At 50.0% G+C, this 25,511-nt stretch carries 17 protein-coding genes; 1 reads left to right on the forward strand and 16 read right to left on the reverse strand.

What is annotated here, in order from left to right:
- Positions 1 to 2: 2 nt before the first annotated feature.
- Positions 3 to 1,334 (reverse strand): HlyD family type I secretion periplasmic adaptor subunit, encoded by a 1,332-nt coding sequence (locus tag M6G53_RS06170; protein ID WP_253329805.1) that lies wholly within the window; start codon positions 1,332 to 1,334, stop codon positions 3 to 5.
- A 53-nt stretch (positions 1,335 to 1,387) separates the two neighbouring features.
- Positions 1,388 to 3,154 carry a type I secretion system permease/ATPase gene (locus tag M6G53_RS06175; RefSeq protein ID WP_253329807.1) on the reverse strand — a complete coding sequence of 589 codons (1,767 nt, stop codon included), beginning with the start codon at positions 3,152 to 3,154 and terminating at the stop codon, positions 1,388 to 1,390.
- A gap of 665 nt (positions 3,155 to 3,819) precedes the next feature.
- Here M6G53_RS06175 and M6G53_RS06180 point away from each other — a divergent pair.
- Positions 3,820 to 6,774, forward strand: coding sequence for a beta strand repeat-containing protein (locus M6G53_RS06180; RefSeq protein ID WP_253329809.1), 2,955 nt, complete (start codon positions 3,820 to 3,822; stop codon positions 6,772 to 6,774).
- Positions 6,775 to 6,937: 163 nt separating this feature from the next.
- Here the strand turns inward: M6G53_RS06180 and M6G53_RS06185 are convergent, their stop codons facing one another.
- The 14 genes from M6G53_RS06185 to M6G53_RS06250 form a co-directional block, all read right to left on the reverse strand.
- On the reverse strand, positions 6,938 to 8,284 hold the full coding sequence (locus tag M6G53_RS06185; RefSeq protein WP_253329811.1) for a cellulase family glycosylhydrolase: 1,347 nt from the start codon (positions 8,282 to 8,284) through the stop codon (positions 6,938 to 6,940).
- Positions 8,285 to 8,455: 171 nt separating this feature from the next.
- Positions 8,456 to 9,424 carry a glycosyltransferase gene (locus tag M6G53_RS06190; protein ID WP_253329813.1) on the reverse strand — a complete coding sequence of 323 codons (969 nt, stop codon included), beginning with the start codon at positions 9,422 to 9,424 and terminating at the stop codon, positions 8,456 to 8,458.
- Positions 9,425 to 9,524: 100 nt separating this feature from the next.
- The gene (wbaP, locus tag M6G53_RS06195) at positions 9,525 to 10,961 is read right to left on the reverse strand and encodes an undecaprenyl-phosphate galactose phosphotransferase WbaP (RefSeq protein ID WP_253329815.1); all 1,437 of its coding nucleotides are present in this window, start codon (positions 10,959 to 10,961) and stop codon (positions 9,525 to 9,527) included.
- Positions 10,962 to 11,250: 289 nt separating this feature from the next.
- Entirely contained in the window at positions 11,251 to 12,618 is a 1,368-nt protein-coding gene (gene cpsG, locus M6G53_RS06200; protein ID WP_253329817.1) for a phosphomannomutase CpsG, read from the reverse strand.
- A gap of 59 nt (positions 12,619 to 12,677) precedes the next feature.
- Entirely contained in the window at positions 12,678 to 14,084 is a 1,407-nt protein-coding gene (locus tag M6G53_RS06205) for a mannose-1-phosphate guanylyltransferase/mannose-6-phosphate isomerase (protein WP_253329819.1), read from the reverse strand.
- A gap of 54 nt (positions 14,085 to 14,138) precedes the next feature.
- Positions 14,139 to 15,230: a glycosyltransferase gene (locus M6G53_RS06210; RefSeq protein ID WP_253329821.1), complete on the reverse strand. Its 1,092-nt coding sequence runs from the start codon at positions 15,228 to 15,230 to the stop codon at positions 14,139 to 14,141.
- Positions 15,227 to 16,300 carry a glycosyltransferase family 4 protein gene (locus M6G53_RS06215; RefSeq protein WP_253329823.1) on the reverse strand — a complete coding sequence of 358 codons (1,074 nt, stop codon included), beginning with the start codon at positions 16,298 to 16,300 and terminating at the stop codon, positions 15,227 to 15,229. The genes M6G53_RS06210 and M6G53_RS06215 overlap by 4 nt, the downstream gene beginning before the upstream one ends.
- Positions 16,301 to 16,462: 162 nt before the next feature.
- A complete protein-coding gene (gene wzc / locus M6G53_RS06220; RefSeq protein ID WP_253329825.1) occupies positions 16,463 to 18,625 on the reverse strand; it encodes a tyrosine-protein kinase Wzc in 2,163 nt (720 codons plus the stop codon).
- A 13-nt stretch (positions 18,626 to 18,638) separates the two neighbouring features.
- The gene (locus M6G53_RS06225; RefSeq protein WP_301286138.1) at positions 18,639 to 19,076 is read right to left on the reverse strand and encodes an arsenate reductase/protein-tyrosine-phosphatase family protein; all 438 of its coding nucleotides are present in this window, start codon (positions 19,074 to 19,076) and stop codon (positions 18,639 to 18,641) included.
- Positions 19,073 to 20,215 (reverse strand): polysaccharide export protein, encoded by a 1,143-nt coding sequence (locus M6G53_RS06230; RefSeq protein WP_253329827.1) that lies wholly within the window; start codon positions 20,213 to 20,215, stop codon positions 19,073 to 19,075. The genes M6G53_RS06225 and M6G53_RS06230 overlap by 4 nt, the downstream gene beginning before the upstream one ends.
- Positions 20,216 to 20,428: 213 nt before the next feature.
- Positions 20,429 to 21,760: a hypothetical protein gene (locus M6G53_RS06235; protein ID WP_253329829.1), complete on the reverse strand. Its 1,332-nt coding sequence runs from the start codon at positions 21,758 to 21,760 to the stop codon at positions 20,429 to 20,431.
- Between the two features lie 171 nt (positions 21,761 to 21,931).
- A complete protein-coding gene (locus tag M6G53_RS06240; protein WP_253329831.1) occupies positions 21,932 to 22,825 on the reverse strand; it encodes a sugar phosphate nucleotidyltransferase in 894 nt (297 codons plus the stop codon).
- A gap of 46 nt (positions 22,826 to 22,871) precedes the next feature.
- On the reverse strand, positions 22,872 to 23,768 hold the full coding sequence (gene galU / locus M6G53_RS06245) for a UTP--glucose-1-phosphate uridylyltransferase GalU (protein ID WP_253329833.1): 897 nt from the start codon (positions 23,766 to 23,768) through the stop codon (positions 22,872 to 22,874).
- A gap of 160 nt (positions 23,769 to 23,928) precedes the next feature.
- Positions 23,929 to 25,173 carry a glycosyltransferase gene (locus M6G53_RS06250; protein WP_253329835.1) on the reverse strand — a complete coding sequence of 415 codons (1,245 nt, stop codon included), beginning with the start codon at positions 25,171 to 25,173 and terminating at the stop codon, positions 23,929 to 23,931.
- Between the last annotated feature and the right edge of the window lie 338 nt (positions 25,174 to 25,511).

Raw genomic sequence — 25,511 nt, forward strand, 5'->3', positions numbered from 1 at the left:
AATTATTCCTCTGTTAATGAAGTATGAGCGCGATCCAAAATAGGTTTAAACAGATAACTTAACAGCGAGCGAGACCCCGTTTTCACGAAAACCTCCACGGGCATGCCGGCTTTGATATCGTCGCCATTTAACATTTTCATGCCTTCAGGGGTAACGGTCACCTGCATCTGGTAGTAGGGTTCGCCATTCGTCTTATCCACCAGGCGGTCTGCCGATATTAACGTCACCGTGCCCGGGATCTTCGGCGTCTTATTCTGATTGAAGGCGGTAAACATCAAGTCAACCGGTAAGCCGTCATACACTTTGTCGACCAAATCGACCTTGAGGCGTGAATCCACCACCAGGGTCGCCTGGCTCGGCACGATATCCATCAAATGATCGCCGGCCCCTACCACGCCACCCAAAGTGAAAACATTTAGCCCAACTACGGTGCCATCGACCGGAGACACAATCGCCGTGTTACCCAGATCGAAATTCGCCATTTCCAACTTGTTTCTGAACTCGTTGGCATCCATTTGCGTCTGTGCCAGTTGCGTACGAACTTCGCGCTGATAATCGGCAAAGCGCTGATCGATACGCTGGCGCGATTCCAGCAGCTGTTTCTGCAACTGACCAATGCGCCCTTGAGTTTCGTCGATACTGCCATTCACTTCGGCAAACTGCCTTTGTACCTCCAAATAACGGTTGCGCGGAATATAGCCGTCTGCAGCAAGCTGTTTCATTCCATTCATCTGCTCACGCAGGCTGGAGAGCTGAATACTTTTGTTCGCCTGGGAGTCCTGCAGCCCTTTTAGCTGGAAACGTACGCCGTCCATCGATTGCTTATACCCATCGATTTCACTGTTTAAACCGAGACGACGGGATGAAAACAGCTGCGTTTGCAGCGCGATGATTTCCGCCACGCGCGGCTGTTCTTTCGCTTTTAGCAGCGCCGGGGAGAAAGTGATCTGGCTTGCGCCGTCGCGTTCAGCCAAAAGCCGCCCTTCGGTGGCCAATGTGGTGTAATACTGGACGCGAAAAGAATCGACCTGCGCCTGGGCCTGGACCTGGCTGAGTTGCACCAGCATCTCACCGGCTTTAACCCGATCCCCCTCTTTCACCAAAATGTTTTTGATGATGCCGCCTGCCGGAGCCTGAACCGTTTTACGGTTGCCGGAAACGATCACTGAACCGGGCGACGCCACGCCCTTATCCAACGGCGCGAATGCAGCCCAGATAAAGAAACCAAACAGCCCTATTGCAACAACCAGCCATCCCAAACGCGTAAATCGCCGCTCATCTTGCGGGATCTGTTCAGCATACGGGTCCTGAGACTCGCCAACATGCGTAGACATACCTACTCCTTTGAGTGCGGGCGACGCATTTGCGCCACCGGCCAAGTTCACAACTAATTGGTTTGAGTTTTAGGGAAATGGCCTTCATCCGCCGGCGAATTCACCGCACGAGCCGCTTGCTGGCTAGCCTGCGTCTTTTGCGCGTTAGCCAAGGCCTGCAATACCTGTTGCGTTGGCCCGAAAGCGTTGACTACGCCGTTTGTCAGCAGCAACAGCTTGCTGGTCATCGACAGTAGGTTTGTGCGATGCGTAATCAAGATGACGGTTTTATTACGTTGCTTGAGGAACAGAATCGCCTGGTTCAGCGCCCTTTCGCCGGCATCATCCAGATTCGAGTTCGGTTCATCCAGAACGATCAGCGACGGATCGCCATAGAGGGCGCGAGCCAAGCCTATCCGTTGTTTTTGCCCACCGGACAATCCGGCCCCGCCGTTGCCGATATGCGAGTCGTAGCCGTTCGGGAAACGCAAGATCAGCTCATGCACCCCCGCCAATTTGGCAGCTTCAATGACTTTTTCGGAGTCGACATCATTAAACCGCGAGATGTTCTCGGCGATCGTGCCGGCGAACAGTTCGATATCCTGCGGCAGATACCCGATATATGGCCCAAGCTCATCCTTGTTCCACTGATAAATGTCCGCATTATCCAGACGCACGATGCCTTCGCTCACCGGCCAGATCCCGACTAACAGGCGTGCCAGCGTCGACTTGCCTGAAGCGCTGGGGCCAATGATGCCGAGCACATCGCCAGGCTGAATCGCAAAGCTGACATTGTGCAGCACCGCGTCTCCTTTCGAGCCGGGAGGTGTGGCGGTCACGCCTTCTACGGACACGATCCCTTCAGGCCGCGGCAGAGACATCCCGGTCCCGCGTTGCGGGTGCATCTCCAACAGCTTGACCAGGCGCTGATAAGAGAGTTTGGCCGAGCTCCAGCTTTTCCAGATGTTGATCACCTGTTCAATTGGCGCCAGCGTTCTGCCCATCAGGATAGAACCGGCGATCATCATACCGGGCGTAATGTGCCCATCAATCGCCAGCCACCCCCCCAATCCGAGAACCAGCGATTGCAGTGAGAGACGGACAAATTTGGTGATGGAAGTGACGGTCGTCGCACGCTCGCTGGCTACGCGTTGGCTATTAAGGAAGCGTTGGTGCAGCCCAAACCAGCGGCGTTTCAAATTAGGCAACATGCCCAGCGCTTCGATCACCTCCGCGTTGCGCAAATTGGTACTCGCCAGGTTGCCTGACATGATGGACAGCTTGCTGGCCTCGCCCAATGGTTTTTTAGAGACGATTTCATTGATGACGGCAAGGGCGATCAACAGCAGCGAGCCGATCAGCGCAAAAAGGCCCAACCAGGGGTTAAACAGGAAGATGACCAACAAATAGATGGGGAACCACGGGGCATCGAAAAAGGCGAACAGCGCGCTGCCGGTAAGAAATTGCCTTACGGTGGTCAAATCGCCCAGCATCTGACCGGCGTCTGATGAGCCGTTTTGCAAGTTAGCCTCATAGGCAGCAGTATAAACGCGCGTATTGAGGCGCATATCTAATTGGCTGCCGATACGGATGACCACCATGCTGCGAACGTACTCCAGTAACGCCATCACGCCAAACAGGCCCAGCATAATCAGCGTCAACATCAGCAGGGTTATTTCGTTACGAGAGGGAAGAACCCGATCGTAAACCTGTAACATATAGACGGAAGGAACAAGCATTAATAGATTTATAAATGCGGTGAATATACCAACGGTCCAAAAGACTTTACTTCGCGTCCGTATAACATCCGCAATTTCATTGCGCGGTATGAATTGATTCACTTTCTATCCCTTAACATCACCTGCACCAACTACCCACCCGCATTGATTTGCATAAGAAATATCTTATATCCAAACCACCCCAAACATGCTCGAGAATGCAGATACTTTTTTAGTAACTATAGTTAGACAAGTTGAAATCCTGCAAGGCGAAACGGAAAAAAAAACCGCGCCAAGAAAAAGAACCAATAACATATATAATCAATAACATAACTCATAACAACCCCGCTATTCTTGCGGGTCAGAACCAAAAAAAACGCCGTAATTGATGCCCAAGATAAATCATTAGCCCACTAACAAATCAAATGCAATAGTTTCAAATGAAACAATCCAGATGGAAACAGATTAAATTTTCATTAATAAAGAACAAAAAAATCATATTTTTTATAAAGTAACAATAATCCTATAGCCATTACAAATAGTTATCGCCCCACACCCCCAAAAGTTATCCGCAACCTTGACAAAACAGACTTCCGTGCCTTTCCTTAGGTGGAGGGTAAAGGCTCGCGTTTATTGCACGCGCCGTTGTCCCTCGCTTTTATTTTCTGTTTTTTTTGCAAAAAATAACTTTCAGCTTGACGCTAAACATTCCTTATAAAGGAAATAGTTAGCCCAAGGCTGGCCGGACATTTGTTCCTTAAATTGATTTATCCAAGGGGTAATTTATTATGGCTTCTCTAGCGTCACAGCAAGCAGCAGCGGCACTCTACTACGCTGTCTTGGGTAAGAGTGCGTCTCAATCTACCTATAATTACTTCGGTCAGTATTTAGAGACCGGACAAGCCACCGCCGCACAGTTGGTCAACGTCTTCCTGACCGGGAGCGATGGGCAAGCCCGTTTTGCGACCAAAACACAAGCGGAGATCCTGACGCAGATTTATACCAATATCTATGGTACAGCGCCGACCAGTGCACAGCTGACAGATCTGCTGAATGTGGGGTCGGTCACGACTGCCGTGTCGCAGTTAGTGACCAATCTTCTTAATTACGAAGGGTTTGATGCAACAACCCTTGCCCAGCAAGCCACTTTCGAAAACACGATTAACACCGTGCTGTATCCGGTTGCGGAATCCTCTGCAACGGCAGGCGCCTCTGCCGTCGAAGCGATTTACTATGTCATTGGCGTCGACGCAGCTCAGTCAGGCATCAACTACTGGGGCACTCAAGTCGCCAACGGTGCGAACCTTGCCAACGTAGCCCAGGTCTTTGTCAATGATCGCACGTACCTGACGTCGCTGAACAATACGGACTTTGTTGCACGTCTGTTCGAAAGTACCTTCCTGCGAGCCCCGACCTCCAGTGAATCCTCAACCTATGTCGCGTTGTTGGATGGCGGTGCCACCCGAGGGACCGTCATCGTTGATATCATCAACCTGATTAAAGGCACCGTCGCCAGTGGCGACCTGGCCGCACAGCAGCAATTCAACCTCGCAACGCAAGTCTACATCCCTGGTCAATTGCCGGGCCTGAGCTTCCAGGAACAAGTCGCCTCGATTTACCTTGCCGTTCCTCATCGCGGTGTCGACTCACAGGCGCTGGACACCTTCAGTAAACAACTGGCCTCCGGCACGACCTTCAGCAAGCTGCTGACCACCTTACTGGCCACCAATGAGTTCCAGGCCAAAGGTGCTGCGCTGAGCGGTTCGGCTTTCGTCACCAAAGTATTCACCGATGTGTGGGGTTCGCCGCCGTCAGCCGCTCAGTTGGCGACCTACACCGCATTGGGCAACAACACCGCCATTGCGCAAGCGATCATCAATGACCTGCGAGGCTCGACTGCCACGGATAACACCACGGTCAGCGCACAGCACGGATTTGAAGACGCTATCGGCACCAGTTTGCTGTATAAAACCTATGCCACGCTGTCCAGCACCGCCGCCGGCGGCAATGCCACCGGCACCATCAACACCGGCAGCAGCCACGTCCTCAGCAATGCCGAAACCGCCGTTCTGCTCAACGTGATCCTCAATGCGACCACCGCCAGCACGGTTAACCTGCAGTTCGCCGATCACCTCTCCAACCTGACGATCAACGGCACGGCGGCATCGACCGTCAATCTGTCGGCCAACGGCGTCAACCCAGGCGTTGCGGTATCCGTGAATAACGGTAACGTGATCCTCAATGGCAGCTCCGGCAATGACTACGTCACCGTCACGTCAACCGCCAACATCGCAACCGGTACCGCCAACTTCAACCTGGGCGCCGGTAACGATGTGCTCAAGTGGGCCGGCAATGCGGCGACCAATAGCCCGAACACCGTCTCCGCCTCAATCACAGCCAATGGCGGTACCGGTACGGATACGATTTCGGCCAACTTCTTTACCAAGTCGGTGGTGACCAACCAGAACGCGCTGGGCATTCGCACCAGTGCCATCAGCAGCAACGCCAACAACTTCAGCAACTTTGAGAAAATCGATATGACCGGCTATATCGGCCAGTCTACCGGTACGCTCATCACCACGCCGCTGATCGGCAGCCCGACGACCACACCGGTCACCACGCCGTCTCACGTTTTTGACTTCGGCCTATTAAACGGCACTGCGTCGGTTGAAGGGACAGCGGGAGGCGCCGTCACCCAGGCGACCACCCCAACCAACATGGGCTCGCAAGGCTTTGTCCTGAATGGCCTGACGAACGCCAGCGTCATTAACGTCGCAGGGGGCAACGCCGCCGCATTGGAAGTGAATGGCGATGCTACAGCTTCGACTACGCTGAACTTCAGCTTTGTTAACGCCGCGTCTCAGTTCGGCATTACCTTTGACGCTGTCAGCTCCTCCAACGTCAATGCTGGCGCCATCGGTCTAACCGGCAGCGCACTGACGGCGCTTAATATCGCCTCCGGCGGTACCGGCAACTTTGCTAACGTACTGTCATTGGCCGGTAGCAACAGCGTGTTAACCAACATCAACGTGACCGGCGACCACCAGTTGGACTTAACCGTAGGCTCGGGCTTCACCTTTATCCATGACATCAACGCCTCCGGCAACAGCGGCGGTTTGAATCTGACAACCAGCAACGGCGGTACGGGTGACGGTCTCATCGTGCAATTGCTGAATATCCTGCCGTTGAGCGCAGTGACGACTGCACTGTTGACACCGGTACTCAATACGCTGGGGTTGAACGGTTATCAGATGACCGTTGAAGGCACCAGCGGCGGCGACACGCTGAACGTCGCGGCAAACACCACGTTGACCGGCGGCGCCGGCGCCAACACTTACATGCTGCAATCCAGTACCACGCAAGCCGGTAACACCATTACCGACTTCAACACCTCCAAAGACAAGATCATCGACCATCTGTCGGGCCTGACCTTGTCGAATACGGGGACGGCGGTTGCGGACTACGGGACTCGTTCGGCGGATATCCTCGACGGCGTATTGGGTAGCTTGCTGGGCTCGTTGACCGGCGGGGTTATCGGCTTGCTGGGCGGTATTCTCGGCTTGAGCACCGGCTCACTGACTGCCAAGGTAGGTGTCGCTTCCGTTGCCTTTGATAACGGCACTAACAGCAACTACGTTATCATCGATAACAACAACAACCATACTTTGGATGCCGGCGACACCGTGATTTATCTGACGGGTCAAAGCCATGCAAGTCTGGTCAGCGATCTGCACTATGCCTAATGGCGCACGCCAGTAACAAAAAAGGCCCGGATTTCACCCCGGGCCTTTTTTTTGCTTCATATGCAGTCCATCTTCACAGTCCTGTGCGCAGACGGCGATCGCTCAGGCAAAAAAAAAGCCCTTTTTACAGGGCTTTCATCATTACGACGAATCGAAGAAAAACTTATTGCGGTGCCGCAATAGGCTTATCGGATTGCACCAATACAGGCACATTGCCGTAATTTTTCGTCAAGGCAGACTTCTCTTCATACAATGACTGCCCCTGGAAATTCGGATCAATCATGCGTATCGCACCTTCGCTCTTGTCCCCTTCCATCTTCACAAAGCTCTTCACTGACTTGAGCAGATCCTGCTGGGGAACCTGAGCCTGAACTGGCGGTTGCTGCCAGGCGAGCAAAGCATATTTCCCACCATGGCTCAATGAGATGCTGACATTGCCATCCGCGTTCGTCTGATAACCTTCAACCTTGTAGTCGCGAGCGACTTCAGCGATTTTTTGGAATTGCAACGCCATGGATTTTGGTTGATTGCTCTGCGTAACAAAACCGAAGCGGTGCTCGCGGTTCTTGACATCGGGGCCATCATCCACCAGGTCATACCACCACAACCCTTTGATATAAGGCCGCGCTTTCGCCAGAAACGTGTATTTGACAACGAACTGCGCGGTAGCGTCATCGGAAACATACCCCACCGCTGTCGAACTGGATTGGCCCATTTCGGTAATATAGACCGGGACGTCTTTACCGGCATAACTTTTGGCCAGCTCTTCAAACTTATCAATAGCCGCTAAATTGTCTTCAGGCAGCGTGAGCGAATAAGGGTGAATCGAAACGCCGTCAATGTATTTCAAAATGCCCAGCTTCATGAGCTCTTCAAACCAGGCGACGTCCCTGGGTTTATTCGTATTAAAGGAGCCTGCCAATATCACCGCGTTCGGATCCACCTTGCGCACGGCGGCCGATGTCGCTTTTACCAGGTCGAAATAGACCTGAGCGGGGGGAACGTTACGAGGCTTGGAGGTCAGGCCTGTGCCATACAGCCACTCATTCCAAATATCAAAGTACTTTACCTTACCCTTGTAACGCGCAGCGACCCAGGCCGCATAGTTTGCAAACGCTTCAATCTGCTCCGGCGTTCTGGGGAAATCAATGCCGTTATTGCTGTATAGCTTATTGCCGTAGCCGAGCACCATCAAAGCACTTAAGCCATATTGCGATAGGCCTGTCTGAAAAGCCTGGTCCTCTTTCTGGTTGCCGGCATCATTGATCGAGAACACCCCTTTCTGAGACTCGATGGAGTTCCAGGCCAGATCAGAGCGGAATGAATTAAATCCAAATCGTTTGATCATTGATAAATAGGTATCGCTCGAATCCGGATAATGATTAAAATGGCTATGAATACCGATGGCATCCAACGCCATGGCCTGGCTGGAACTCATCAGTATCAGCGCCGCAACGGTTACTCGCTTTCGAGCAGAAAAAAAACTGTTCTTGCTGGGGTTGGTCGCCATCGTGTAAACCCTCGAAGATATAAACCTGTAATAAATTCAATAACCCAACAACTGTATCAGCAGATTCTCAGCGTGAGGCAAGCACGCAAAATAAAGAAACGCCTGCTTACTCAAAGAGAAAATTAATCGGTAACCCCTAATAAAACCACCGATATTAAAACATCATACCGCTTACATCCTGAAACCATCGCGAATAGAGCGTATCACCAGGCCCACCCGCTTTAATTTCCCATGACATACCGCCTTCATGGCCAAGTCTGACAAGTATATTATCATGTTCGTCATATAGACGAATTTATTGGTAACCAAATTTTCCCTTTCGAAATAAACGCGATTTCTAAAACTGTAACGCACTCGAAAATCATCTCTCGTCTCAAGCACCGGGGAGTTAAAACGTTTCTTCCTCGCCCCGGAATCCCAAGACTGATCCAGATCGACAATCTTGGCCTCAGGAATGATGATGATCTCACCGCCTGCCTTAGTGATCCTATAGGAGAACTCTGTATCATCGCAGTACAAATACATCTCTTTTTTGGGGAAGCCATGTTTTTTCAGCAGGCTCTTATGGAAAAACATCCCGCCATAAGGGGCTATTGGTGAAACAATTTTCTCAGCGCCGTTTTTTTTCTTGTTCGCTATACCGAGGATTTTTTTCGCGTAATTAGCGATATGAAACCCCATGAAACTATTTTTCGCACCGAGTAACACATCTTCATTTCTCGTCTCAATAAACTTCATATAATGCAGTCTATCTTCACGCAAGGCAAGCAGCGCCGTATTATCCTCGGCCATTTTATTGACATGCGCCTGCCAATACCCTGTCAGTTTATTTATGTCCTCAGATGCGATCTGGTTGTCGTCGTCTAAAGCCAGAATAAAATCCACCTCCTGGATATTCACCGCACTTTCCATTGCGGCGCAAAACCCACCGGCAGAGCCAGTATTACTCTCCATTGTCACTATCATAACGGTTTTTGGATACGCTTCAGCGATAGCGGATAACCCCTGTTTATTCCCTTCACCAGAGCCGTTATCAACAATGACGATCTTTTTGACCGTCTCTCCCACGCAAGAGTCGACCACCTGCTTGACCAAATGGGCCCGTTCACCGTAAGTTACAATGATGACACATATGTCCATATGTACACCTTAAGATAATTTCCAAACAGATTGCCGTCGCTTGTCATCAGCAATTATTTTCGTCGATTCAAACAGTAAATAATCCAGCGAGTTGAGCTTTTTAATATGCGCCATCTCTCTTGAGTACGACATTCACCGTTTTGAAGAGAATAACGATATCATTCCACAACGACCAATTTTTAACATACCATGAGTCAAAATACACCCGGGTATCATAATCGACGTCGTTTCGCCCACTCACCTGCCACAACCCCGTCATGCCAGGTTTCGCCATCAGGTAATAGTCGACATCGCCGGCGTATCTTTCCAGCTCTTCTTCAATGATGGGCCGAGGGCCGACTAAACTCATGTCGCCTCGCAAAACATTCCATAGCTGCGGCAATTCATCAAGGCTGGTTTTACGGATAAAGGCACCGATCCTTGTGATTCGCGGATCGTTTTTAAGCTTAAAATCTTTGTTCCATTCAGCCAACGCTTCACTGTCTGTCGCCAGTAAATGCGCCAACACCTCTTTAGAGTTGGTCACCATCGACCTAAACTTCAAACAGTTAAATTTTCGCCCTTTCAGACCGACCCGCTCATGCCCATAGATAGGTTTTCCGCCATCTTTGGACACCAGCAGCAAAATACCCAGCAGCACCGGCGAAAGCATCACCATGATGGCCAGGGAGCCAAAGATGTCAAAGACACGCTTCACAAATCGGGATGTCAACTTCGCGAGATTGTTATTGACTCGCAGAATCATCACTTCATGGCTGAAAATAAATGACATGTCTGTTCCATATAATGGAACACCGCGCAAGGTAGGGATCACCGAGACCGAACGACAGGCATGTTTAGCCAGGCTTTTCAGCCAGTAATCTCGTAGAGCATGTTGTTCAAACTCAACGGCGACAATAACCTGCGTATTCTCAGGGTCGACCAACCGCCAAAGAGCCTCTTCAGACTTTATCAGCCGTTTCCCAAACAGGCTTTCTCTCTCCTCCTCGGGTGACAGGCAATAGAAAGCCACGATATCAAAACCCAGGATTTCCTCACTTTGCAACGCGACATAGGCTTCTTCGGCATTTTTACCACTGCCTATGATAATGGTTTGTTTTTTCCACAGGCCAAGCATATTAAAAATATGTTTGGTGATAATTCTGAATGCAGGAATAAGAATCAATGCAAATAGCCAGGTTGACAACCAAACATAACGTGATAATTCCCATTTGGAAAAGCCAACAAACGCCAGGCTGATAATGGCGAAGATGATTATGGTTCTCAACATCTCCTTAAGCTCAAACCAGAAAGGTTTCCGATAAGAGTAATGGCGCAGCCGAACCAGGAACCAGAACGTGCAGGCCAGGGACAACACAAAATGAGAAAGGAAGAATGTGCCCATTACTGACTTGGGGATGTATTCGTAAATATCATTTGAGATGAAAGAAATAATCGCCACAGACAGAAATAAGGAAAAGTTAAAGAAAAACAAATCTGAAAATGCCAGTGTGAATTTAACAAACACTGGTTTTGACTTTATACTTTCACTGTTCATAGATAGCTCTTTTAATTAGCTTTCAGGATATATATTTAACGTTACTCCGTACATGCGGTGTTATCATTGACAATTTCGATAGTTCCGATTTTGCCACACATCCGCATGCCGCCACACCCCTAAATGCAACGTTAAGTATCCCATGCAATCACCGATTCCCTATTTTCTCTTTCGTTATCTACGATTTCGCAAGAGCAGAGAAGCCCTAAAAACACTGACGCACTCATTGTGCAATAATGCTCGCCTGCCAATTTTATGCAGGGAAATTTTTGCCGCCTTAACATGCCGGCTAATCTTGCAATAACTTCAGTAATTCGCTGGTTTTTTCCTTCATCAGCGAAATATCGCCACGGGATTCCACGTTCAACCTCACTACAGGCTCTGTATTTGAGGTGCGGAGATTAAATCGCCAGTCTGTAAACTCAATGCTAATGCCATCCGTCCTATCGATGGCGACGCTGCCGGTTTGATACCTCCGGCAAATATTTTCAATGACCGAGTTAGCATCGTTCAGCCGCACGTTAATTTCTCCCGAAGCCGGGTACGCGGTGATGCGCTCAGAAACCAGCGAAGCCAATGACTGCCCCGTCATACTGAGCAATTCTGCCACCAACAACCATGGGATCATCCCGCTGTCGCAGTAGGAGAAATCGCGGAAATAGTGATGAGCGCTCATTTCGCCGCCATAGGCAGCGTCTTCCTGACGCATTCTTTCCTTGATGAACGCATGCCCGGTTTTGGACATCACAGGCGTTCCCTGATGCTCCGTCACAACGTCTATCGTATTCCAACACAAGCGAGGATCGTGAATGATCTTGGCCCCCGGCTCTTTTGCCAGGAAGGCTGCCGCCAGCAAACCTACAATATAGTAACCCTCGATAAAGTTGCCGGCGTTGTCAAACAAGAAGCAGCGATCAAAATCGCCGTCAAAGGCAATACCTAAATCCGCATCGTGTTCGATTACCGCTCTGGCGGTATCATCCCGACATTCAGGCAATAACGGATTCGGGATGCCATGAGGAAAGTGCCCATTGGGCTCATGGTGAATCTTAATAAACGTGATCGGCACGTTGCCTTCAACAAAACGGCGCTCAATAGCATCGATCACATGGCCTGCCGCACCATTACCGGAGTTAACCACCAACGTCAACGGTGTCAAATTAGCGAGATCGATGTAACTCAACAGATGCTCAACATAAGCATCGAGAACCGTGATCCGCTCATAATTCCCCCGCCGCTCAACGGCCGGAAAATGATTTTCCTCCGCCAAGCGCTGAATATCCTTCAGCCCCGAATCACCGCTGATGGGCTGTGCATTTTCTTTGACGAGTTTCATCCCGTTATAGTTAATCGGGTTATGACTGGCCGTCACCTCAATGCCGCCATCAAGCCCTAAATGGAATGTTGCGAAATAGATTTCTTCCGTCCCGCTCAAGCCAATATCAACAACGTCTGTGCCGGCATCACGCAATCCATTAGCCAGCGACATTTTCAACTCTTCACTCGTCAGGCGAACATCGCCCCCCACCACGACTTTACCGGGTTTCAGAAAAGTCCCGTAAGCACGGCCGATTCGATAAGCGATCTCCGGGTTTAATTCCCTGCCTAATTCGCCACGAATATCATAAGCTTTAAAACAAGTCAGTGAGCTGGTCATTATCACTCCAATACCGTTATGCAATCATTGGTTTCATTTTGTTCATAAAAATGATACTGCTAGATACGGCCATAACGATCTTCAAAACGAACGATGTCGTCTTCCTCTAAATAGGCGCCGGATCTCACTTCGATAATATCTAATGCTATTTTCCCCGGATTTTCCAAAGCATGCGTAGCACCGAGGGGAATATAAATAGATTCATTTTCAGCAACGATAGTGGTTTTGCCATCCAGCGTCACTTTGGCCGTCCCGGCAACGACAATCCAGTGTTCTGCGCGATGATGATGCATTTGCAACGACAACCTTTCTCCCGGTTTTACCGTTACTCGCTTCACCTTATAGCGCTCACCTTCATCGATAGAATCATATTTACCCCACGGGCGGTAGACTTCCCGGTGCTGCAAATACTCACTGCGCTGTTGACGCTTCAGATCCGCCACCACTGATTTTACGTCCTGCACGCGATCTTTGTTCGCGATCAGAATCGCGTCTTTGGTTTCAACCACGATGAGGTTTTCAACCCCGACCGTCGCCACCAGTTTATGCTCAGAGCGGACATAGCTATTAGCGGTATCCTGGCACATGACATCGCCAATCGCGCTGTTGCCCTTATCGTCTTTTTCGCTGATGTCCCATAATGCCGACCATGAACCGACATCACTCCAGCCAGCGTTCAGCGGCACGACAACGGCATTTTGCGTGTGCTCCATTACGGCATAATCAATCGACATGTCTGGACACGTAGCGAAAATGTCGCGGTCTACCCGGACAAAGTCCATATCCTCAGCCAGGTTCTGCAAAGAGGCTTCACAGCACGCGACGATGTCCGGACAAAAACGGCCCAGCTCCTTAAGATAGGTGCTGGCTTTAAACAGGAACATACCGCTATTCCACAAATATTCGCCTGAAGCGACATACTTCTCGGCCGTCGGCAAATCAGGTTTCTCCACAAACTCCGCAACCTGCGCCAACACGCCGTCGTCCATCAATTTTCCGGTGCGGATATAGCCATAACCGGTTTCCGGAACATGAGGAACAATGCCGAACGTCACCAAATTGCCCTGTTCGGCAGCGGGCATCGCTCTGATAACCTGCCGCTGAAACTCGCAGGCATCCGTGATCACATGGTCCGCGGCCAACACCAGCAACAAAGGATCACTGTTGCCTCTAACGGCTCTCAGCGCCGCCAGGGCAACAGCCGGCGCCGTGTTGCGGCCGATAGGCTCCAATATGATATTGTGGGATAATTGTCCAATCTGACGGAGCTGCTCCGCCACGATGAAGCGATGATTTTCGTTGCAAATGACAATGGGATTCTCGGCTTCCAATCCCTTCAGCCTCGTTATCGTTGTTTGCAACATGGACTGGTGGTCATGCAGTGCAAGAAATTGCTTCGGGAAATGTTCTCTGGATAAAGGCCAAAGACGACTCCCGCTCCCACCCGCCATGATGATTGGCAACATTTTCACACTTCGCCCTCGAGTTAAAATAGTCTATTTGCTCAGCCAAAATTTGAGTTATGCACCAAGAACCTTCTTATACAGCGCTGCCGTATTACCAATCATTGCCTCAGCGGTAAATTTGCGCAGGAAGCGCTGTCTCGCTGCCTGCCCCATGCGTTTCCATTCCTCTTGGGGCGTATCCATCAAGTAGTCGACGAGCATTTCCGGCTGCTGCAGCTCAAACAGCAGGCCCGTCCGACGGTCTTCAATCATTTCAGGGAAAGAAGTGCAATTGCTGGCGATAACCGGTACCCCATAACTCATGGCTTCCAACGGCACCATGGCAAATCCTTCCCACCGGCTTGGCACGATCAATACGTCGGCATGACGGAAATAAGGTTCAAGCGCTTCAGCATTCAGCCAACCGGTATAGGTAGTCTGCGGCACGGTATCGAGCGGAGCATTTTTGTTATGCACCCCGCCGCCGACAGCAGTAAGGTGAACGGAACGCCCGCGCAAACGCTCCATTGCAGTTAACAGGATGTCAAAGCCTTTTTGGTAATCAAATCGTCCAACAAACAGAAGGTTAAGGACATTTTCAGGATAAGGATTAGGTGTCGACTTCTCGCTGGCTACGGTGGGCACGCCGTTATAAATCACCTGCAATTTATGCGCGGGAAAACCATATTCAATCGCTTTATCTCGCTCATGTTCACTGACGCAAATTATCGCATCGGTGATGCCCATCAGAGCCTTTTCAATCAGCGAAAAGGCTTTTCTTTGCTTCTCGCTGCCCTGCATTAAAAACGAGAAGGCATGCGGGCAGTAAATCACCTTCGGCCGTCTTATCGGCCAAAGCAGAATCAAGGCAATCCTGCCCAGCACGCCGGCAAAGGTGCTATGCAGGTGCACGACGTCGGGATTCTTCCTGAGCAGCAATGCGCAAAACCCGACAAAGAAGCGGATGAACGAAGGGATATTTCTACCTGTACGGTGGAACGTCGTCAGATGTTCGGCACGCACCGCACTCATTTCCTCATACTGATCGTCGGGAACCAGACAGTCCAGCGACCGTATCTCAGCGTCTTGCTGTTGGCTTAACACCAGTTGCCGCAGTACGGTCGCCACGCCGCCCTTGATTGTCTCCGCTGCGTGCAACACTCTCATGCGCTTCTCCCTGGGGAGGCAGGCTGAATTTCACGTAGGATTTGATCCACTTTCTCCGCAGAACGATGCCAGGAGAAACGGGCGACATTCCGTTCGCCTTTAGCGATCAGTGCCTCGCGCAGCGACGCATCGGTAATGATGCTTTCCATAGCCGCCGCAATGTCACTGATATTATTAGGATCAAAGTAAACCACGCTGTCCGCCAATACTTCGGGCATAGAGGCAGCTTTAGCGGCAATCACCGGACACCCGCAGGCTTGCGCCTCAAGCGGTGGGATACCAAAGCCTTCGTAGAAGGAGGGGAAAACGAAGGCCAACGCGTTCTGATACAGCTCAATCAGTTCTTTATCGTCGACGCGCCCCATAAATTGAATGTCATCCGAGCCATTGATCAACTTACTGAAATCCTGAGCAGCGAAAGTTGTCGCCGATTTGCCAATAATTTTCAAAGAAACACCGCTGTCTTTCGGCAACCTGGCAAAAGCCTCTAACATTCCGTGAAAATTTTTGTGGTAGTTCGGCGAAGAGACGGCAAGCAAATAGTTATTTATTTTCGCATCCGGTTTTCGGTGGAACTCGCCGCTAACCGCATTATAGACCACCGCAATTTTTTCTTTTGGACAGTGATAGACTTCATTGATCTCATTACGCGAAAATTCGCTGACGGTAATCAGTCTCTTGCTGTTTTTCAGCATGGCGGGGATCAACACGCTGTAAAGCGCTCTAAACTTTCTTGAAAAACTTTTGGGATAACGTTTATAAGTCACATCATGGTGAGTGACAATTTGGTTACGATAGAATATCGGCGCTGTACTGCACAGGTTTAATAAGATTGGCGAACCTTTTTTCTTCAGATAGGCAGGCAGATCCAACTGCTCCCATAAATGTCCCTGACGCTCGCCGACTTCTTCAAACCTCACCTTTTCCAACAGGGCATTTCGTTTAACATTCTTGGGGACAAGGAAGACAATATCATCACGAATATCATTAAGCGCCATCGATATTTGTTCAGCGAAACGTTGTACGCCTGTAAGATCTTGCGCCAAAAAACGTGCATTAATATAAAGCATAATCTGTCCTTGCGAAAATCGAAACCGTAATGAGTGGCGAAATAAAAAGATAATCACATATAATAGAATTACAGCATTAAAGCTTTAATCTATTATATAAAATCACAGAAGGGAGCCCCGCAGCTGATAATAACAGCTGCGGGGGTAGGTTATATCCAGATATTATTCCGACTTGCTTTGGTAGCCGTAGTTATAATAGCCATAACCATAGTAACTGCTTGCTTTCTTCACAATGGCGTTGAAAATGACGCCTTTAATCTCTACGCCGCTATTTTCAAAGCGAGACAGGCTGACCTCAACTTCTTTTTGCGTCGTCACACCAAAGCGAGTCACCATCATGTTAGTACCGGCATGGCGCCCTACGATCGAAGCATCGGTGACGGCAAGGATCGGCGGCGTATCCACCAGTATCAGGTCATAATGCTGTTGAGCCCAGGCCAGTAACTGGCTGAAACGCTGGTGCATCAACAGTTCGGACGGGTTAGGCGGTACTTTGCCGCGCGGAATAAAGTCCAGGTTCGCCACTTCCGTTTTGCACAGCGCGTCCTCCGTGCTGGCCTGTCCAGACAACACGGCCGACAGCCCCTTATCGTTAGACACATGCATCACTTCGTGCACGCGGCCGCGGCGCATGTCGCCATCCACCAACAGCACTTTCACGCCGGATTGGGCAATGACGGCAGCAAGGTTACTACATACAAATGTTTTACCGATTTCCGGTGAAGCACCTGAAATCATCAGCACATTGTTTTTCGCTTCCAGCATGGCGAAGTGCAAACTGGTGCGCAAGCTGCGAATCGACTCCACCGCCAAATCGGCCGGATTAGCCAGCGCCAACAGCATGTCGCTGTGTTTGGAACGCCCTTTGCTGCGGGTGAACAACATATCCTTTTTCTGCTGCGTCTCCGAAATTGGGATGCTGGCATAAACGCTAATCCCCAGCTCCTCAAGCTCATCCGGCGTTTCAATCCCTTTATGCAACAACGCACGCAAGAATACGACGCCGGAAGAGATCAGAGCCCCCAGGAACGTGAACAGCAGTATCATCAGCGTTTTCTTCGGCGACACCGGATTTGGCGACGTTATCGCGCTATCAACAATGCGAACGTTGCCGATGGTACTCGCTTTGCTGATGCTTAACTCTTGCTGTTTATTCAACAACTCCATGTAAATTTCTTGTCCAGCCTGGACGTCTCGCGTCAACCGCAGAATTTCCTGCTGCGTCGCCGGCATCGTGCTGATGCGCTTATTGAAGCGATCTCGTTCATTCATCAGCGTCTGGCGTTTATCCATCAACGCCTTGTATGCCGGGTGATCTTTGGTATAAAGCTGCGAAATCTCTGCTTCTCTCAAGGTCAGTTGATTCAGTTCCGATTCAACGCCGACGACGGAATCCAGTAACGATTTGGCCTCCAGGGACATATCGACTGAATCCTTACGCTGGCGATAGCTGTTCAGCTTGTCTTCCGCTATCTCCAGTTGTCCACGCACTTTCGGCAGTTGCAACTCAAGGAATTTCAGGCTTTTGCCTGCCTCTTCCGATTTGCGCTCAACGTTCTGCTGCAGATAGTTTTGCGCAATGCTATTCAGAATTTTTTGAATTAATACCGGATCGTCACCCGTGTAGGTCAAGCCGAGCACGCCGGTATCCTTGCCTTTATCCGCTACCGTCAGGTTTTTGGACATTTCCTGCATAACATTGAGCGGGGTGCGTTTGACCACATAAAACGTGGTGCCGACATCCGCGTCAATATCGCTGACCAGTAAAGAGAAGCCATTACCCGATGCCAACTGGCCAATTTTGCCATTAAGCACGGTGGAACCATCCGCGGTGAGTTGGTACTGCCCCTCATTGCCGACGGTAAGCTCCAGCGGAATATCCAACCATTTCGCTGGAACGGTCAGGCGCGAGAGCGCGATCTTGGCCGGTTCTTTATCCGTCAGGCGCGCCCAGCCACGGCCGAAAATAGGGAAGAATTTCTCTACCGCCCGCGTTTCCAGGCCCAGATCCTGAATTGTTTTTCCCATCACCATACGCGACTGGATAAGCTCAATCTCCGCCTGGCTTTGTGGCTGACTGTCCGGAAGAATGGAAGATATGTCCGTCAATATCGTATTGCCGACGTTGCGCTCTACTTGCACCAGCGCATCCGTTTCATAAACCGGTGTTGCAAATAAAACATAAAGCAAACTCAGAACGCTGAAGAGGCTGGTAATAGCGATAATCAGCCATTTGTTGTCTACCAGTTCCCCCAGCAGGCGGCGCAAGTCGATCTCTTCGGGCCTCTCAGCAGAACCACCAGGCAATTTATTCTTTTCTGACATAACAATTCTCGTATTAAGCGGCTAGCACTTTGGCCCATTTACTCGCGGAGTTAGACAGCATTTGATAAACGTATTCAAAAGCTTCCAGGCTTTTCCGATAGGGATCATCGATTTCCTGCTGCCCCATCCAATGGCCGAATAACATGGTTTTCCCTCTGACTTCCGGCGCGAGGTTGCTGACCATATCGATATGGCGTTTTTCCATCACCAGTATCAAATCATACTCGCGGCACAGCGCCGAGGTGAGTTGGCGTGCGACATGCCCGTCCAGCGATACCCCATGTTTTTCTGCGGTAATTTTCGCATTGGCGTCGGCACTTTCCCCCACGACCGCTTGCAGCCCCGCTGACGCCACTTTCTTGCCGGGAAGCAGCTGACGCAACAGCGCTTCTCCCGTTGGCGAACGGCAAATATTGCCAACGCAAATGACCAGAATGGAATCAAACTTCATTGCGGCCAGCTCCTGATATAACGCACGGTTTCAACCATATCGTGAACGCCCGCGATGGTCGGCACCAGTTGAGTGATAACGCGGTTCCAGCGAACTACCGGCGCGGTGGTAACATAAACAATGTCATAAGGCTGTAGCTGGAACTCGGTTCCCAGTACCATCGCCGTGGCATCACTGGCGTTCAGCTGATAGATATCGGCAATCTTTCCTTCCGGCTGTCTGCCACGCAGCGGCCTGATGACGAAAATGCCGGTCGCATCGGACAACGCCTGATCGACGCCGGAGGCATTACCCAAGGCCTCGGTCAGAGTCATGCCGCTGCGATCCATCTTCAACGTGGATTGCTGTTTAACTTCGCCCATCACAAAGACTTTCAGATCGTCATTGCGCGGCACATAGAGAATATCCCCAGGATAAAGCAGGTGGTTTTCCTGCAAATTGCCGTTTTGCATCAAAGCCTGCAGTGAAACAGGTATTTCTTTACCGTTATGCGTCAGCACTGCATTGCGCCAATCGGCATTCTCCGTCAGGCCACCGGCGGCGTTGATAGCATCAAGAATAGTCAGGGGAATATTGGTAATGGCTTGTTGACCCGAGGTTTTCACCTCACCGGTCACATAGACTTTCTGTGAACGAAATGCCGCGATGCTGACATCAACCTGCGGGCTTTCAATGTATTTGGCCAGGCGATTGGCGATATCCTGTCGGATCTCCACCACGGTTTTGCCAACCACATTTACCTTTCCGATATACGGGTAGAAGATGGTGCCATCTGCATGCACCCAGTTACCGCTGTCGCTGGCGCTGCGGTAAGTACCGGCCGGCGTCGTCAGTTCGGGGTGATCCCACACGGTAATCATGAGCACGTCGCCAATACCGATCCGGTACTGATGCGTCTTCAGCTCCCGATCAAGCTGCGGGTTAGCCTGAGCGATAACCGGCTTGCCGCGCAGGCTCTCGAGCAGCTTTGGCGTCAGAGGGTAAACGTTGACGCGTTTGTTGAGATCAAAATCCTCATCCTGCTGCCGAACCACATCCTTGTTGCTGGTACTAAGATGCTGTCCAGGGGAGATAGTACAGCCAGCGAGCAGCGCACTAGCGATCAGAACAGCGACTCGCTTAGTTTTCATTTTTCTCATGTCCACTTACTACCATCAGTTATTTCAGATAAAGGAAAATGGCGCGTCAGGGAGTGGCCAGAACACCTATCCAGATGTTTCTTATATAGCCCCCACTTGCGAGTAGCTGCCACGCCAAAAGGTAAAGGGTATTGATAAAGAAAGATACTTGTTTATTTTCACAAAAAAGCCACACCCTCATCTACAGTGCCGCCTGTAAACAACCGGTTTGCATTAAGCCCCCTGCAAGCTATCGGGGGCGCGCCTTAGCCCCGGCACTTTTTTTGCCTTGGCGGCCTGTGGCCGGCAATAAATCATCGAAAGGTACACTAACGTATACATAATCAGGTTGCAGGGGAAATTAGCAAAAATATTGTTGGTAAAGAACTCAACCGACAATGAGTAGAATAAAAGCACGATCGCGATATTATCGTTCTCACGCCCCTGTAGACAAAGGTAGAGCAGGATCAACAACGCGGTGGCAATGTAGATAAACACGCCAATAAAACCATAGTTACTCATGATGTAAATATAGGTACTGTCCAGCGCCTTACTGTTCACCTTCAGATCTTCACTCGGCCCTGAAGTGCCGTTCACCCCCACGCCCAACCCGGTATAAAACTGCCCTCTCCCCTCGATATCTCTAATAATATCAGCATGTTGAAGAACGCGAATATAGATAGAGTTATAGGCCACATCCTTGTATCGCGTATAGGCAAGTTTATTATAGACATCCATGCTGTTGAAGACGAAGGTCATCACTGAGAACACCACGACGGTGGCGAAGAAATAGATCATTTTCGCACCGCGAACGCGGCTAAACATCATGTATATCGCTTTAACGCCAAAATACAGCACTATCGCCAACAGCGTCGTCTTATAGGTCGTCAATACCATTGCCACGGATAACATGCCAAACATGATCAATTTCTTCCAGCCACGATACAGCCGGGTCTCCAGGAGACACACGATGGCGAAAAATACCAACGTACCGGAGTTAATGAACGATGTCATGGTGCCCATCGCTCGCAGCCCCCACAGGGTGTTATCAAGACGTACGCCGGAAGCGCCGCCGGCATTGTTCATATCATCAATGGCGAGAACCGACATGAACAACGAAGAGAATGCACTTTCAAAGTACACAAACAGTGAGTTGATCATACCGGTGATAATGACTACTTTGACCATCTTCAGATAGAGATGCTCTTTGGACTCCCTGCTATTGACGATAAACGCCACGGCGGCGACAAACAGGAATGGCACGACGTCATTCTTGATCTGATAAGCCACAAGAAGACGGTTAGAATCTATGGTAAGTATAAGATAGATAACCAAAAATGGCATAAGAAAAATCAATAACAGCAAAACTTTCCTGATGTTTATGCTGCGTTTCATAAATACGAATAAGGTGGATGCTGAGAAAAGAACGATAATCAGGATTTCTTTCCAAAGCTTTATCAGTGGGTTATCAAATTTAACCGCGATAATTGAAAAGGCGCCGGAAAATGTGAATAAAAAGAGAAAAACGACCGCCACAAACTGTAATTTGTAATCTGATATTTTCATGTTTCATAACCGTTAGATGGTTTTTTTCTGATCGTATCATCTATCCGACTAATACAGCCACGATGCTTCACGCTCAAAAATGGCAGCCCTGCCGTAATGCCCTGCCTTGGCAGGGCCATAATGACTTTCCGTCTCTGGCAGAGGGGCCCGTGCATTAAGCAAAAAACACGCTTATGCCACGAATCCCGTCAGCCATTTGCGAAATGCGTCACCCTGTACAGGGTGACGCAGCCCATAACTGACAAACGCTCGCAGGTAACCCATTTTTTCACCGCAGTTGAACGACTCCCCAACCAGACGCACTGCATCGACAGGCGTTCCCTTGAGCAGCCCGGAAATGGCATCGGTCAGCTGTATCCGCCCCCAGGCACCAGGCTGCGTCTGTTCCAAAACGGGCCAGATATCCGCAGATAAAACATATCTGCCTACGGCGGAAAAATTGGAGCTGACCGTCACGTCCGGCCCCGGTTTTTCGATGATGGAGATCATGCGGCTGCTGCCTCCGGGCTGCATATCCGGATCGTCACATGCCACAGCAGAATAATTCGGCAAAAGAGCCGCATCCATTTCCTGCACCAACACCTGACTCACCCCCGTCGCCTCAAAACGTGCAATCATATGGGCAAGATTATCTTTTCCAGCATCCGAGGTGGCGTCGTTCAACAGAATATCCGGATGAACGACGACAAAAGGTTCATTGCCCACTAACGGTTTAGCGCAAAGCACCGCATGGCCCAACCCTCGCGGTTGTCCTTGACGGACATGCATCAATGTCACCCCTTTCGGGCAAATGGACTGCACTTCGTCAAGCAGTTGCCTTTTTACCCTAGCCTCAAGCATAGCTTCGAGTTCAAAAGAAGTGTCAAAATGATTTTCGATCGCATTCTTGGAAGAGTGCGTGACCAGGACGATTTCCTTGATGCCCGCCGCCACGCACTCGCCAACGATATACTGAATGAGAGGTTTGTCGACTATCGGCAACATTTCTTTAGGAATAGCTTTCGTCGCTGGCAGCATCCGCATGCCCAGCCCCGCCACGGGGATAACCGCTTTCAACGTCGTCATCGAATTCACCTTTAACCGATTAATCACATGCGCTGCCAGCGCCAAATCAGCGCTTAACTTGCTGCTTAAGCCACTGTTGGAAAGCTTCGCCTTCCGATGCATGACGTACACCGTACTGCACAAACGCTTTCATATAGCCCAACTTGTCACCGCAATCGTGCGACTTTCCGCTCATATGGAAAGCCTCAACCTTCTGCTGCTTCATCAGCATAGCAATGGCATCCGTCAGCTGGATCTCATTGCCGGCTCCTGGCGGAGTCTGCTCAAGCAGCGGCCAAATGTCGGCGGACAAGACATAACGCCCCACCACCGCCAGATTAGAAGGCGCAACGTCACGCTCCGGTTTTTCTACGATGGCCGACATTGCCGCGCTCTCTCCGGCGTTCAATTCAGCCCCACCGCAGTCAACAACACCATACTTTGATACATCCTGTTCGGGGACAGGTTCAACCATAATCTGGCTCACGGCGGTTTGCTCAAAGCGTGAGATCATTTTAGCCAGATTGTCGCGCAGCGGATTGCACGTCGTCTCGTCAAGCAACACATCAGGCAAAACCACCACAAAAGCCTCGTCACCCACCATAGGTTTAGCACAGAGAACCGCGTGCCCCAGCCCTTTTGCCTGTCCTTGGCGCACCTGCATAATGGTGACGTCGGGTTGGCAAATCGACTGCACCTCTTTCAACAGCTGGCGTTTAACGCGAGATTCGAGCATTGCCTCCAGTTCGAAAGAGGTATCAAAATGGTTTTCAATCGCGTTTTTCGACGAATGAGTGACCAAAATGATGTCTTTGATCCCCGCCGCGACGCACTCATCCACAATATATTGAATCAATGGCGTGTCGACTACTGGCAACATCTCTTTCGGAATAGCCTTCGTAGCGGGAAGCATCCGGGTTCCTAAACCGGCAACCGGGATTACCGCTTTGATTCGTTTATGCATAATTTCTATCCAAATAAAACATTTATGAACCAATCCACGGCGGTCGACAAATTTTAGCCCTCATCGCCGACGCAATCAGCCTGGTATCAACCATAGCCGTTAGCCATGCATCATGATTCCACTGCCGTGCACGCCAAAGGTACGCAACCAAAATCGCTTTTTAATCAACCAACTCATTATATTTATTGAAAATTTCATCAACCTTTTTCACATCGAAACTCACGTCTTGCAAACGGCTGACGCGTTCGAGCGCCGACGGAAAATCGCGACTGAGATCGCAGACCAAGCCATTTTCGCTATCAATGATTTCATTGATTCCGCCCGGATAGTTGTTTGCCAAAACGGCTGTACCGCAAAGCAGCGATTCGATGACGACGTTTGGATATCCTTCCCAACGAGAGCTCGAAATGAACACGTCAGCCTGCCGCATGAAGCGATACGGGTTATCCGTGCTGTCGATAAAAGTGACTCGCTCCTCAAGCCCCAGCTGTTTGCGTAATGCGAGCAACGCCGCCTTATCTTCCCCTTCACCGATAATGGTCAGGTGATAGCGTGGCTCATTGACTTTGGCGAATTCGTTCAACAGCAAGTCGAAACCTTTTTGGTACGTCAGTCGCCCGATGCTCAACAGGTTAATCTTGTTCTCGTTGAAGCAAGGTTCACCATCCCGCTGCGATAATGCATTGATATAACGGTAATCGAGGGGGTTGTTGATTTTGACTATTTTGTCGGCCGGAATTTGGAAGTTTTTAATTAAATCTTCACGCATATCATCGCTTTGAGCGACGATCTTGTCATAATTCTTGTAACTGTACTGATAGAGAAACTTAACAATCGCGCTCTTTTCAAACAGGCTGGGCAAATTCGACTCGCGGGCGATCGTTTTCACTCGTTTGCCGAACAGGAACAAAAACGGCGAAATAACCGCATTAGATGTCCCTGAACTGATGAACAACGTGCTGACCTGCTTTTTCCGACAAACCCGCCGGATGCCAGTCAGGATCTTGGGAAAAGAGAACCTGGCGCGCCCGGAGATGTTCAGATAAGTCACCTCGACATCCGGCCTAAGCTCCTTGACCAACACGTTCAGGCCGGGATCATTTTTGTAAAGCAGCAACATGGGGCGAAAGCGCGTTCTATCCAGATTGTTCAACAAGGTAAAAATAACGCGGTCTGCGCCAGTTAACCCCAAAATCGGCATAACAAAAAGAATGTTCTTCACTGCCCATAACCCCGTTCTAGATATATATTCAACACCCGCCAAAGGTTCGCCACGTTGTCGAAAACCGGGTTCAGCAACAAGCCCTGAAGCCTCCCTGCGACCTAAAACCGCTGACTCCAACAGCCCAGGCACGCTACCGCCCTTGGCTTGCATCGCCAATATGCCGCTGTCGCCTGCGCTCAACCAGCTGACTTTTGAGGTGACATAAACATCGCCAACGCAGTTGTAGCGGCGATTCAGTCACGGCTATTTCGTATTATGAATTCGAAAAGTGATGTCATCTCTAAATATGCATAAGATTTTTATACATTCAACCCATTGATACAAGATTTACATCGCCACAACGGGATTTTTAGGAATAAGACTACTTAGCGGACAAACTAAAAAAATATATTTTCAACCTGGTACCTGATCGTTAACCGCCCAACAGAATCTAGCAAAGAAAGTCAACCCGTCGTTATTTTCTTGGTAGCGCTCACTCGTACCAAACCTAACTGAAAAATTAAAACCAGATTCATCTT

The sequence above is a fragment of the Serratia nevei genome, from assembly GCF_024160145.1.
Taxonomy (GTDB): Bacteria; Pseudomonadota; Gammaproteobacteria; order Enterobacterales; family Enterobacteriaceae; genus Serratia; species Serratia nevei_A.